At 47.1% G+C, this 13937-nt stretch carries 8 protein-coding genes; 4 read left to right on the top strand and 4 right to left on the bottom strand.

The window, feature by feature from the left end; all coding sequences use genetic code 11:
• The first annotated feature begins 23 nt into the window (after positions 1-23).
• Complete coding sequence (locus OEY58_06830; protein MDH5325160.1) at positions 24-2411, top strand: AAA family ATPase; 2388 nt, start codon at positions 24-26, stop codon at positions 2409-2411.
• An 82-nt stretch (positions 2412-2493) separates the two neighbouring features.
• Here the strand turns inward: OEY58_06830 and OEY58_06825 are convergent, their stop codons facing one another.
• Positions 2494-6324: a PAS domain S-box protein gene (locus OEY58_06825; protein MDH5325159.1), complete on the bottom strand. Its 3831-nt coding sequence runs from the start codon at positions 6322-6324 to the stop codon at positions 2494-2496.
• Positions 6325-6550: 226 nt separating this feature from the next.
• Here OEY58_06825 and cls point away from each other — a divergent pair, with 226 nt between their 5' ends.
• A complete protein-coding gene (gene cls / locus OEY58_06820) occupies positions 6551-7969 on the top strand; it encodes a cardiolipin synthase (GenBank protein MDH5325158.1) in 1419 nt (472 codons plus the stop codon).
• A 6-nt stretch (positions 7970-7975) separates the two neighbouring features.
• Here the strand turns inward: cls and OEY58_06815 are convergent, their stop codons facing one another.
• Both OEY58_06815 and OEY58_06810 read right to left on the bottom strand, forming a co-directional pair.
• On the bottom strand, positions 7976-9751 hold the full coding sequence (locus tag OEY58_06815; protein MDH5325157.1) for a PAS domain S-box protein: 1776 nt from the start codon (positions 9749-9751) through the stop codon (positions 7976-7978).
• Positions 9752-9848: 97 nt separating this feature from the next.
• Positions 9849-10949 carry a squalene/phytoene synthase family protein gene (locus OEY58_06810; GenBank protein MDH5325156.1) on the bottom strand — a complete coding sequence of 367 codons (1101 nt, stop codon included), beginning with the start codon at positions 10947-10949 and terminating at the stop codon, positions 9849-9851.
• 140 nt (positions 10950-11089) lie between these two features.
• Here OEY58_06810 and OEY58_06805 point away from each other — a divergent pair, with 140 nt between their 5' ends.
• Complete coding sequence (locus OEY58_06805) at positions 11090-11770, top strand: rhomboid family intramembrane serine protease (protein MDH5325155.1); 681 nt, start codon at positions 11090-11092, stop codon at positions 11768-11770.
• A 364-nt stretch (positions 11771-12134) separates the two neighbouring features.
• A complete protein-coding gene (locus OEY58_06800) occupies positions 12135-12830 on the top strand; it encodes a response regulator transcription factor (protein MDH5325154.1) in 696 nt (231 codons plus the stop codon).
• A 52-nt stretch (positions 12831-12882) separates the two neighbouring features.
• Here OEY58_06800 and OEY58_06795 read toward each other — a convergent pair whose 3' ends face one another.
• Positions 12883-13716 carry an MBL fold metallo-hydrolase gene (locus OEY58_06795; protein ID MDH5325153.1) on the bottom strand — a complete coding sequence of 278 codons (834 nt, stop codon included), beginning with the start codon at positions 13714-13716 and terminating at the stop codon, positions 12883-12885.
• Positions 13717-13937 lie beyond the last annotated feature (221 nt).

The raw sequence follows: 13937 nt of genomic DNA, 5'->3' as shown, positions 1-13937 counted from the left end.
ATCAGAATCAATAAAGGAAGGCCATGGCTGTAGTTAAAGAATTACCTGCGCGCTTATTGTATACCTCTTGTGATCTTAAACAGTTGAAGTTTTCCAACACGGACCAGTTGTTGTGCGCGGATGAAGCTTTATTGGGGCAGAGTCGTGCCTTGGAAGCCATGCAGTTTGGGGTTGAGATCAACAAGGATGGTTATAATTTGTTTGTTCATGGGCCTTCCGGGGTGGGCAAAGCCACACTGGTTAATCAGTTTTTGGCACAATATGGCCCATCGCAATCGGCTTCACCCGATTGGTGTTACGTCAATAATTTTTCTCAAACCAACAAACCTTCGTGCCTTAGTTTGCCGGCGGGGCAAGCAATACAACTAAAGAGCGACATGCTCGATCTGGTTAAAGAGCTGCAACATGCCATACCCAATGTATTTGAAACTGAGGAATATCATTCTCAAGTTCAATTGACCGAAGAGAAATTCATTAGCAAACGCGAACGTGCCATTTCCTCTTTGGAAAAAGAAGCCACTCGCTTGAAAATCAAACTGGTGCGTACTCGTACCGGTTTTACGTTGGCACCGGTGAAAGGGGAGAAAGTTATTTCACCTGAGGAATTTCAGCTCTTACCGGATTCGGAGAAGGCGCAATATGAGAAAGGCGTCAGTACACTGCAAGAGAAAATTTCCTATTTGGTGGCGCAGGATCCCAGATTACAACGGGAATTGCGGGCAGAGTTGGGTGAACTGAATAAAAAGACCGTGACTCCGGTCATCAGCCATTTAATTGATGAATTGATTCAACGATATGTCCAGTTACCGCAAGTGGTTCAATACCTGACTCAGGTTCAGCAGGACATAATAGAAAATGTGGCAGATTTCAGTCGCCAGGATGATGAGCGTAATCCGTTGCGACCGCAAACGGAAATGTTTTCACCCTATCGTCGTTATGCCATCAATGTATTGGTGGATAACCAAGGGGGCGAAGGGGCGCCCATTATTTATGAGGATAATCCGACATACCAGAATCTCATTGGTCGAGTGGAGCACTACGCACAGTTTGGCACCTTAATGTCGGATTTTATGCAGATAAAGCCCGGTGCATTGCACAAAGCCAATGGCGGCTATTTGATTTTGGAGGCCCGTAAGGTATTAAGTGAGCCTTTTGCCTGGGAAGGACTCAAGCGAGCCTTGCGCGCCAAGGAGATTCGAATTCAGGCTCTGGGAGAAATGTACGGCATTCTCAATACCGTATCCGTAGAACCGCAAACCATACCCTTGGATGTGAAAGTGGTGTTGCTGGGGGATCGGATGTATTACTACCTGCTGCAAAGTTACGATCCGGACTTTGACGAGCTGTTTAAAGTGGCGGTGGATTTTGATGTGAGCATTCAGCGTACTGAGGAGAATCTGTCTTCCTACGCACAATTAATCGCTAATTTAGCTAGGAAACAGCAGCTCAAGGCCTTTAATAAAAAAGCCGTGGCTCGTTTGATCGAGCAGGCATCGAGAAATATCGAGGATTCCACTAAGTTGTCTACCCATATGGGAAGTATGTCCGATTTGTTATGCGAAGCGGATTACTATGCCAGAAAGGAGGAGGCCAAAGTGGTTTCGGACGTACACGTACAAAAGGCGCTCGATCAAAAGACTCGCCGTTCCGACCGCTATCGAAAAGCCATCTGGGATGAAATCCAATCCGGCACTATCAAAATTAAAACGCAAGGTGAAAGGATTGGTTGCGTCAATGGATTGTCCGTGATCCATTTAGGCGATTTTGTATTTGGGCAACCCGCACTGATTTCAGCTTCGGTACATATGGGAGACGGCCACATCATTGATATTGAACGCGAAGTGGAGTTGGGCGGCGCAATCCACTCCAAAGGGGTGCTCATCCTCAGTGCGTATATTTCCGGGCGTTATGCCAGAACTCAACCCCTGGCACTATCTGCCAGTATTGCGTTCGAACAATCTTATGGAATGGTGGATGGAGACAGCGCCTCGGTGGCGGAATTGTGTGCCCTGCTGTCGGCTATTGCGGAGTTACCTTTGAAACATAGTCTTGCGGTTACCGGCTCGGTGAATCAGCAGGGCGAGGTGCAGGCCATTGGTGGTGTTAATGAAAAAATTGAAGGATTCTTTGATGTTTGCCAACTGGGCGGATTGTCCGGTGATCAGGGCGTGCTGATACCCAAAAGTAATGTAAGCCATTTGATGTTAAGGCAAGACGTCATCGCAGCGGTCAAAGCCGGGCAGTTTCATGTGTATGCGGTGGAGAGCGTTGATGAGGCTTTGACGCTGTTATCCGGGCAAAAAGCCGGCGTCATGGGGAAAGATGGTATGTTTACCAAAGGTTCGGCCAATCGTAAGATCCAGGATAAGCTCAATGAATTTTCTCGTTTAAAGCAGGATCTTTCAAAGTAATTCGAATCAGCGGCACCTTATTTATCAGGTCGTACGAATGGGAACGCGAGATACATACGTGCCTGGGAACTTGGGATAGGATCTAATTATTTCCGGGAATGGTAAAATAAAAAGTCGCGCCCTTGTTCACTTCCCCTTCCGCCCAAACTTTGCCGCCATGTCGATGTACAATGCGGGCTACCGTTGCCAGTCCGATTCCATTGCCTTCAAAGTCATCGGAGCGGTGCAATCTTTGGAATGCTGAAAACAGTTTGTCCACGTATTGCATATTAAATCCGGCTCCATTGTCGCGGATAAAATATACTGTGTCTCCGTTCAGCCGGCTCTGGTTAAACTCAATGTGGGTAATCGGTTCGCGGCTGGTGTATTTCCAAGCATTATTAAGCAGATTGTCCAAAACAACACGCAATAAACCTTCATCGCCCTGGGTTAGCATATTTGGCGCGATGTTTACCTCGGCCTGACGTTGTGGTGCTTCTGCTGTGAGTTTGGCGCAAATTTCCTCACCTATTCTACTCAGGTTTACACTGGTGTTTTTCATATTGCTGCGTGTTAAGCGCGACAGCTGCAGCAGATCATCTATGAGCGCAGACATGCGTTGTGCTGCGGCGCGCACGCGGTTGAGGTAGTCCGACGCCGTGTCATCAAAACTGTGGCTGTAGTCCTCCAAAAGGGCTTGGCTGAAACCATCAATGGAGCGTAATGGGGCTCGCAAGTCGTGGGATACTGAATAGGAAAATGCCTCCAGTTCTTTATTCAGATGCGTTAGGGCATCGGTGCGTTTGGCTACCAGTTCCTCCAGGTGTTGGCGATAAACTTTCAATTCCTGTTCGTTGTTAATTCGCTCGGTGATGTCTTGCGCTATGGAGGTAACCCCTATGATTTGGCCGTTATCGGCCACCAGCGGGGTGTTATACCATTCGCAAGTAATGTAAGCACCGGATTTGGTGATATTGCGGTTAGTGCTGCGTTCTCCGCCTCTACTGGACAGCAAATCCTGCCAGACCGCGTCAATGGCAGGAATAGTGGCCGCATCCAGAATCAGACTGTTTGCGTGCCGACCGACAGCTTCTTGTTTGTTATAGCCAAAGATTTTTTCAGCAGCCGGATTCCAATCCAGCACTCTAAAGTTTGTATCCCACTCGATTACGGCCAACGGCGTTTGTGCGACATGTAATTGCAGTTTTTGTTGTGACTGGTTTTTTGCTTCGATCGCCTGTTTGTGCTCGGTGATATCATTATAGGTGCCCAATACCCCAATAATATTGCCGTCTATATCCGTGAGAGGGATTTTGCTGGTGTCCAACCAAATGGTTTTGCCCCTATTGTTTATGGAATGTTCCACGTTCAGTCGGGGTTGTTTGGATTGCATCACATCCTGATCTTCTTTTTGCAGATTTTTGGCTACATTTTTAGAGACCAGGTCGTAATCGTTTTTGCCAAAGATATCCTCTGCCGATTTCAGGCCGGTATCCAAAGCAAAAATTTTATTACAACCCAGGTAACGCGAACTTTGGTCTTTCCAATATACCCTCGTAGGAATGGTGTCCAAAACCAGTTGCAGCATATTTCTGGACTCTTGCAACTCCACCTCAAATTGTTTGCGTTCGGTAATATCCGATACTGTGCCTCGCATATGACTGGGTGAACCATCGTCATGGAAATAAACTTCACCCTGGCCGGCCAGCCAGCGATGTCGAGCTTGTGAAGACTTCAAGCGGTGTTGTACCGAGAATGTGGTGCCCAGGTTTAAAGATTTTTCAAAGGCTCGGCGTACGTCCGGTACATCATCCTCATGGATGTGTGCCGCATATTCCTCGAAGGATTTTAGAGAGTCAAAGCTGGATACACCAAACAATGCCGCAGAGTTACCGGACCACTTCATGGTGTCACTGGCCGCTTGCCATTCCCAGGTGCCTACGTTTGATGCTTTCAATGCCAGACGCAAATGTTCTTCGCTGAATACTAAGGCCTGTTCGGCTTTAAGCCGCTCGATTTCAGAGCCGGCACGATTAGCGACGATGCGTAAGATTGAACCCAATAATTCCACATGCTGCAAGGGCTTGGTGTCCATGAGCACAAATATGCCAAATAAGGCTCCGCTGGAATCACTCAGGGGAATGCCTACGTAGCTATCTACTCCCCATTGTTGCAGGATCAGATCTTGCGGAAACAGTTGCTGAACTCCGGAATGGTATGCACAGAGCTCTCCTTCCATTACTTGTGCGCAAGGTGTGCCGGGTAACTGGTATTCAAAATTGGGAAGTACCCCGCTTTTGGAATAGGCGGCGATGCTTACCACGTCCATATCATTCTTGAGCTTGCCGATGAAGGCGTATTCTATGTCAAAAGTTTTCACAATATTGGCGACGATGCCACGAAAGAAAGCGTCCCCTGTGGCTGATGATATGCCAACGGCGATATTGCGTAAGGATTCTTCGGCGTATTGGCGTTCGCGTATCTCCAGTTGTATCTGGTTAACGTAACGAGCATTGGCCAAAGCCAGACCGACGGTCTTGCCAATGTGGGTCAGGGTGACATTTTCCTGCTCGGTAATGCTTTGTTTGTTTTTGAACAACAAGGTCATAGTGCCAATGATATGGGACTGAAACAACAGGGGAACCGAATAACAGGATTGAAATCCGGCCGCGCTCAAATGATTTTTGATCTCCTGGTCCAACCGTGTTTCAGCGCTCAGATCTCTAATATTGGTGATGGTTTTATTAATCGCTGTAATACCGCTGATACTGCCTTGTAAGGGTAAGTGGTGTCCGGGTTTGTAGTTAAACTCTCCCATGCCTTTGGAGAATATCAATTCCATGGATTCCGATAGTTCGTCCACAATAAAGAACGCGATGGAAGAGCAAAACTTGTAGTCACAAATGGCTTCCACGGCTTCTTTGGCAACTGTTTGTGTGTCCAGACAACGGTATACATGGTCGGCGATGTCGATAATTGTTGCCAGGGAGCGGTTTTTTTGTTCCAAATCCGATTGCGACAGCAATAATTTACTTTTAGCTGTTTTTTGTTCTGTAATATCGGTCCCCACCAACAAGGCGGCAGTGATGCCTTGGGCTTCCCGAACGGGTGTAAAGCGTAAAACATGGCTGCGGGTTTGATCAGTATGGGTGAGATCTGCCTCGAATGAGCTTGTGGAACCCTCAAATGTATGGTCTATTGCCCGTTGAATGGGGGCGTGGAAGTGCTCGTCGTATTGGGAAAAGATACTGCTGCCTATGGCACCATGGTTACCGTCGGGTTCCCGGTTAGTAAATGTAATGGTGCCTGTACGGTCCAGCATAGTGATGGTGTCCGGGACATTTTCCGCCAATGAACGCCATTTTTTTTCGGATTCGCGCAATGATCGGTCTATCAGCTTCCTGTCGCTGATGTCCTGAATAAATGCCAGGATACGATCTTCACCGTCGAGTTTTGCACGTTTGAGATTGATTTCAACCCAGAGGACTTTGCCGGATTGGGTTTTGGAGCACCACTCGAATATCTGGGCTCCGTATTGAAATGCCAGCAAGATTTTTTGCAGTAGCTGCTCTTCAGTATAGGGAGGGTTGCTGCACAGTTTGCGTAATGAGAGTTGTTCCAGGTTTTCGCCGCTGTAACCAAACATTTCGCTAAAACGTGCGTTACAGTCCAAAACGGCACCGGTTTCACTTTCGTGGACCAAAATGGCATCATTGGACGCATTGAAGATGGCCCGGAAATAGTTTTCAGAAGAATTCAAATTACCGTCCTGCTCAATTCCTCGTCGCGTTTTCTTTTTTCCGGGTGCTTTCGTTATCGTGCCCATATGATATTGTCGGTCAGGTGGATGATTACGAAGAACAAACGGTGATAACAGTGAGGACGCCGTTCCACATCCTTGAACTTTATGTTTCTCCTGCTCAGCTGCGCTCATGTCGATTTACCGGAGCATGGCGGTATACGCTGACTGCATAGACGTCTTGACTAACTATATTACAAAAATGCATAGCGCGCTATTTTGGAATTGCTACGCTATTATAAACGGCTCTTATTAGGTGAAAAAAATTTTGGATGAAATCAGCTATTCTGTATGCAGGAAGTTAGTACCGCCAGGAAAAACATCATATAATCAATCGGCTTGGTCTATTTATTAGTTTTCTATGAACAGTCTTTTTGCAACTGTGTTGGTGGTCGTCTGGCTGTTGGGGCTGGGGTACAGCGTCAACGCCATCATGACAGCACGTACGGCCCAAGGGGCTATTGCCTGGGCTGTATCTTTGGTGACCTTACCCATTATTTCTTTGCCATTGTATTGGATTTTTGGGCAAAGGAAGTTCTACGGTTATGTGTATTCACGTCGCGCCGGCGATCTTAAAATCAATCAAATTGCAGCAGATCTTTCCCTCAAGTATTTAAATAGAAAGGCAACATTACCGGACCGAAGCGCCAAATATCAGGTATTGGAAAAACTCGCATCCATGCCTTTCACCACCATGAACTCGGTTGAATTACTGATCGACGGTGAGCAATCCTTTAATGCTATTTTCGCAGCTATGGATAAAGCTAAGGATTACATCGTGTTGCAGTTTTATATTGTTCAGGACGGCAAACTGGGAGAGCGTTTAAAACAAAAGCTCATCAGCAAAGCGGCTGCGGGTGTGCGTATTTATTTTTTATTCGATGGCGTGGGCAGTTACGGATTATCTTCTGCATTTGTGTCGCAACTGACACAGCACGGTGTGCAAATTCGTCCCTTCAAAACCTTGAAAGGACCCAGTAAGCGGTTTCAGATCAATTTCCGAAATCATCGCAAAGTGGTCATTGTGGATGGAAAAGTCGCATTTGTGGGCGGTTTTAATCTAGGTGATGAGTACCTGGGACAATCCAAAACTCTGGGGCAGTGGCGGGATACGGAGGTTATGCTGCAAGGTCCTTCCGTGCAATGCGTGCAACTGGCCTTTTTGGAAGATTGGTATTGGGCCGATGGGTCGGTACCTGAGTTCAACTGGCAGGCGGAATCCACTCGACAACATCATCGGGCTTTGATTATGCCTACCGGACCCGCAGATCTGTTGGATACTTGCGGGTTGTTTTTTGTACATGTGATTAACTGTGCACGTAAAACTTTATGGATTATTAGTCCGTATTTTGTCCCGGACCAACAAGTCACAGGTGCCTTGCAGGTCGCCGCCTTGCGGGGTGTGGACGTGCGTATAATGTTACCTGAAAAGTCCGATAATCCACTGGTTGATCTTGCCGCCATGAGTTACATGGAGGAACTTATGCGTTCGGGGGTTGAGTTCTATCGATACCACAAGGGTTTTTTACATCAAAAAGTCTTATTGGTGGACCAGGAAATGGCGGTGGTGGGAACGGCGAATTTGGATAATCGTTCTTTTCGTTTAAACTTTGAATTGAACGTTGTTGTTGTTGAAGAAGACTTTGCAATCCGGGTGGAAAACATGATTCAAGATGACCTGAAGCATTGTCGATTGCAACAGGAGCAGGATTGGGAACGTCGAAGTTCGCTGATTAAATTTTTATCCAAAGCGGCACGGCTGATGGCGCCGGTTTTGTGACCTTCACTAATGCACCGTGGAATCTACGCTCTGTTCTGAGACTACAGATTCTGTATCTACAGATTCTGTAGCAACCAGGTCCGGGGCAGAAGCCGGTGCCGTGGTGAAATAGAAAGTGGCACCGCAGTTGGGTTCCGCTTGGGCCCATACCTTACCGCCGTGGCGATGTACGATTCGGGCAACAGAGGCCAGGCCGATCCCGGAACCGGGGTATTCCTTTGAATTGTGAAGTCTTTCAAATGCAGAGAATAATTTCTTCACATAACGCATGTCGAATCCAATTCCGTTGTCGCGTACGTAGTACTGACGTTCATCATTGTTATGGTGACAACCGAATTCGATATAGGGTTGTTGCTTATCACTACTGTATTTGAAGGCATTATCGATCAGGTTTTGCAGCACAATGTGCAGCAGTCTCGGATCTCCCTGTGCTGGAATTCCTGGTGAAACAACTGCATGGAAGGGTTTGTCCGGATAGTTTTGTTTGAGTTCATTAATGACACTGGAGGCCAGTGCGGACAGATCCACGCTGCGGATATGAAGTTTTTCACTGGACAGGCGTGATAGTGACAAAATATCGTCAATAAGACGCGACATGCGTTGGGCGCCACCGCGAATACGGTTTAAACAATCCTTACCATTGTCGTCCAATGAGTCACTATAGTCTTCCAGGAGAATTTGGCTAAAGCCGTCTATGCTACGCAGCGGGGAACGTAAGTCATGGGATACGGAATAACTGAATGCCTCCAGTTCCTTGTTGGCAGCTTGTAGACGTGCGGTGCGTTCGGATACCAGGTCCTCCAAATGTTCTTTATGCCGTCGGATTTCCTCTTCGTTTTTCTTCCGTTCCCTAATGTCTCGTAGTATGGCGAAACCGGCCGGCTGTCCTTGCCAACTGGTGACAGCTACGGTCATGTCGAAGGGGATTTCCTTTCCTTTCTTGGTAATAAATGCGGTCTCATAGTGATCGGGTTGCTGGTGATGGTAAATCCGGTTCTTGGCTCGGGTTGCAATTTCTTGATACAAACGTGGCGGGACCACATCTTTGATGCCCGTGCCTATAAAATCTTCGATGCTGTCGTATTCAAGCATTTCGATAATGCGTTTGTTGGCAAACACATGCCGGCCATTCAAATTCACCAGAATACCGTCATTGGCGTTTTCGGTGAGCAAACGAAAATTTTGCTCGCTTTCCTGTAATCGTGTTTCCGTCATTTTTCTGACGCTGATGTCGGTGGCAATAAAACAGACACCACTGGCGTTGCCGTTCTCATCGATGATGCAAAAACGACTGCCGAGTAAGGTGGTTTCTCGACCATTATGGGCGAAGGTATGTTCGGTTTCCAGAGGTTCGCAGGATCGTAAAACGTCACGATCAATGTTTTCAAATTCCGTTGCGATAGGTTGAGAAAAAATTTCCCGGTGCTCTTTCCCGGTTAGTTCCCGGTCGCCGCTGCCGGCCCAATGTTGAAATTTATCGTTGACCAGGACATAACGTCCATCAGCGTCGACGGTGTAAATAAAAACCGGAGATTGATCTACAATGTTTTGCAGTAAGGTTTCATGGGAAATCGTGGAGGCGGGTAAGGAATTGTGGTCTGACTCACGTAATCGCCGCAGTAATAAAATACCCGTGCCCACCCAAAGCAGCCCAAGCCCTAGGGTCACTACCTCATTAATCACATGGGAGCGGGTATAGCCGAACAAGCCAATTATAATGGCAAATTGTGCGACCAACAGCCATTTGTCGGATGGCAATTTTAGCTTTTCTCCCGTGTGCATCTCTATAACCTCTTTCGCTAGGCTCGTATGATAGCCGACACCCCTTCCGGTTTAAAGGGTATGCGTTTGTACGATTCCATATTGCTTAAGTATTGGTTTAAGTTTCTGATTTACAGCGGCAAGCAGCGTCGGCTTTTTGGTATAGCAGCGTAAACCACCAGTGTAACAGGCGGTTTGAGCTCACCAAGAACGGAGCAAATAGTAACAACATATAAACCCACCTACGCGATACCTTTACGGGGCTTGTGGAGTCCAACCAGTTTTGTTTGAGCGCCAGTTTTTCCAAGGTGGCCAGACCTATGGATAGGGGTAAGACGGAGGCCAGACGCAGGCGAAAACAGGATTTGGGTATATCCAGGCAGTAGGTTTGGCCATCGCGGTACCAGGATAGGGCGATGCTCAACCAGTGCCGCAAAAGAGGTTGTGCCGAATTTGAATTTTCCGTATGTAAAAGTTGTTGCGAACTCAGGCCGTAGGTGTTTAGTTGGTCTTGCGGCAAATAACAGCGACCTAAACGCAAATCCTCCGGGACGTCTCGCAATATATTGGTGAGTTGCAAGGCTTTGCCGTAGTTAACTCCCAGACGAACGTAGTGTTGTTCCGACCACCGGTTGAGTGCGGAATAGTGGGCTATGGAGATCCGGGTCCAGAAATCGCCCACGCAGCCAGCAACCAGATAGGTATATCGATCCAGGTCTTTAGCGGTCTGTAAGCAGCTGATGTTATGTGCTTGGATTTGGAATGTATTTAAGTCTAAAACCATTCCTGAGGTAAGGGTTTGTACCACGGTGGCGACTTTTTGTCGGTCTGCCTCCGGTAGGGAGTCAAACAGCGTGTACACCTGCTGTAGGTGGGCCAGTAGCTGGGTTTCTCCCTCAGAGTTGCCATTATTGTGCGGTGATTGATCCGTGTCTGCTGCGGTCGTATCCCTAATTAGCTCCTGCAATGAATTGGAGAATTCCGGATCCTTAGGTTGGTCCAGGCCTTGTTGAATTCGCTCGATGTAGCGCAGGCGCTTGTGGTGGGGTAGTAAATCAGTGTCAGCCACGGTATCCGCGGCGCGGGCCAACAGGTAAGCGACGGAGACAGGCTCTCGCAGGCCGATGGGTAGTGCGCGCAAAGTGAGATAGAAGCTGCGGGAGACTTGTTTCAGTAGTTCGCTCAGGAGGTAAGCTTTGTCAGCAGGGGCTGCGGTCATAGGCCCCATGATGCAACATTTTATTCAGTGATGGCAATGCGTTATATTAACCATTAAAATAATATGGCATTATTCGACTTTTGTCGGAAAAACCTGCACACTTGCAGTAGAACGATAACAATGAAGTCTAAAGAAAAAATATGTTTCCACTTCACGATGATAATCCAACCACAATAAAACCCATTGTCACTATAGTTCTCATAGTGATCTGTATCCTCGTTTGGCTGGCGACTATGGGGCAATTGCAAACATCGGTGCTTTCACTCGGCGCGATCCCCGCAGTGATTACCGGTGAAAAACAGCTGGCACCGGAGTTCTATTTGGTTCCATCCTGGATGACCGTGGTAACGTCCATGTTCATGCATGGCGGTTGGATGCATTTGATTGGAAATATGCTGTATTTATGGATTTTTGGCAACAACGTTGAAGATTCCATGGGGCACACGAAGTTTTTGGTTTTTTATATCACCTGCGGATTGATTGCGTTACTGGCGCATATGGTTGGTGATACGGGGTCCACTGTTCCCATGGTGGGGGCCAGCGGCGCCATATCCGGGGTATTGGGCGCTTATCTGTTGTTGTACCCGCACGCGCGAGTCCTGGTGGCCGTGCCCATTGTCATCATTATTACTTTACGATTACCCGCAGGGATAGTGTTGGCTTTTTGGTTTGTGTTGCAAATTTTCAATTCCGTATTGGCCAATGGCAGCCCGGACTCGGGCGTGGCTTGGGGGGCGCATATAGGAGGGTTCGTGGCCGGAATGATTTTGATCCCGTTCTTTAAGGATTCATCCCACCGTTTGTTTACCCCGAAACACTAGCGCTCAGCTGTCCGCAGGCTGATTTTAATTACTAAACAGAATATGTGGAAAAAGTTGAGAATATCTCAATTTTCAGGAGTATTGTCAGGGTTATTGAAATAAAATTCTTGGCTTTTTTGTTAACTGTAAAATACTTTTCTATAATTAGCAGTAGCCAAACAATCGCAAGTGTGTCTTATAATTTAACATTTTCACCAATGTTGACTGTGTCATAATAATTCACAGTATTGGCGATTAGTACGGCTTAAATTTTGCTGTATAACAATCAAGAGACAGTTTATTCCGCGTTTGTCACAATTGGGTTATGACGCGAATAACAATTTACGTTTAGTTACCGGATTTAGTGGAAGAAAAGGGGACAATCGTGCATATAGTCGTATTAGAGGATGATGAGAGTTTGAGCGCAATGATGGGTATCTGGCTGGAGAATGCTGGACATACCAGTAAGGTCTATGGGACCGGTGCCGAATTTAAATCCGGCGTGGAGGGCGACTCAGCAGATTTGTTGGTTCTTGATTGGAAGTTGCCTGATACCAATGGAGACGAGGTTATCGTTTGGGTTCGCGAGCACTTGGGTTGGGATATCCCGGTGATATTTGCAACAGGACATGAGTCCAAGGAAGATGTTGTAAAAGCATTGGAGCATGGCGCGGATGACTACATGGTTAAGCCTGTGGATCGCGCGGAATGGTTAGCCAGGATCAACGGTCAGCTTCGACGCAAATCGCTGTTGTTAAACAATGACCAGAGATTGGAAATCGGCAAATACGTATTGGATTCCAATAGTCACCGTATCACTATGGACGGTAACGAAGTGGTTCTTACCAAAAAGGAATTTGAAGTTACGGAGTTGTTGCTGAAAAATGTGGGTAAATTGATTTCCCGAGAGGAGTTAATGAAAACCATCTGGGGTTATAATTCTGAAATCAATACCCGTACTGTGGATACCCATGTCAGCCGGGTTAGAAAGAAACTGCAGTTTGCACCTGAATTCGGATGGCGTCTAACTTCCATATACAATTACGGATATCGTTTGGAAAAATTGGAAAACGTACACTAGCCTGGTTTTACCGGGTCACACGGTTTGACCCGGTATGTTTCATTAGGGTTTTCTACTCAAACTCCAATTCTTCATAAACTTTCTGAATATTTCTCCCTTTTAAATCGTCGAAATTACTCAGGTGACGAAATCGCGATTGGTCGAGTTTCCCTACGTCCTCAATTTGTCCGCCGGATTCCATGAAGGTTGATACGGTATCGCGTAGAAACATCAGATAGTCTTGCGTTTGTTGTCTGGCGGTAGTCAAATCGGTGACCTTGCCGTGACCGGGAATGATAATATTCGGTTTAAATTTTTCTATGGCTTGAAAAGCGAGTATCCAGTTTTTCAGGTTAGAGAAAGACATTAACGACAAAAGCCTGTCGACATAGATAATATCTCCGGAGAACACCAGTTTTTTAGACGGGATCCATACAAAACTATCGCCCGGGCTGTGGGCCGGTGCGGCGTGTATTTCCACCTCCAGGCCATTGTATTGGAGGCGCAGTTGGGACTCAAACGTTTGGTCGGCGTAACTGGCATCGGTACCCGCCAAGCCTTTGTCTCCAACCAGATTGCCTAACAGTATGAATTGATCTCTTGCCCGGTGTTTTTGGTCGGCAACCGCTGCTGCGCTGGCGATAATTTTAGCGCCTAATTTCTTGAAATATGAATTGCCCAGCCAACGATGATCTTGTGTTCCGGTGTTGATGACAATGCTTATGGGGTTGCCGGTTATTTTCTTGATGGCATCATGAACGGCTTTTGCTCCTTGGTAGGTGCCGCCTGGGTCAATGAGCAGGACGTCTGTTTTACCGACAATAAATCCAAAGGTGGCATTGTTGCCCAAATTTTGCGGCGTGCGATTTTCCAAGGGGCCGATGATGGCGTAGACGTTATCCAGCACTTTTACCGCATTTAAGCTTGATGCTTGCGCGGTTTGGAGCAGGCTGAGTGTTAGGCAAAGGGTGACTGTGAGGCGCCGGAAAAAGCGGTGGAGGTTCTGGCTGAATACAGGATTCGTTGCTGTGATAATACGGGTTTTCTTGGGTGTTGCCATTGTTTGCTGCTTGATAAAAAACCGGGAACCTCGTATGAGGTTCCGTCGGATTTTTGGATTTGAATATT

This window comes from Gammaproteobacteria bacterium (assembly GCA_029882975.1).
In the GTDB taxonomy this organism is placed as follows: domain Bacteria; phylum Pseudomonadota; class Gammaproteobacteria; order SZUA-152; family SZUA-152; genus JAJDNG01.
Note: the sequence above shows the minus strand (reverse complement) of the source record. Positions and strands in the feature narration are given on the sequence as shown.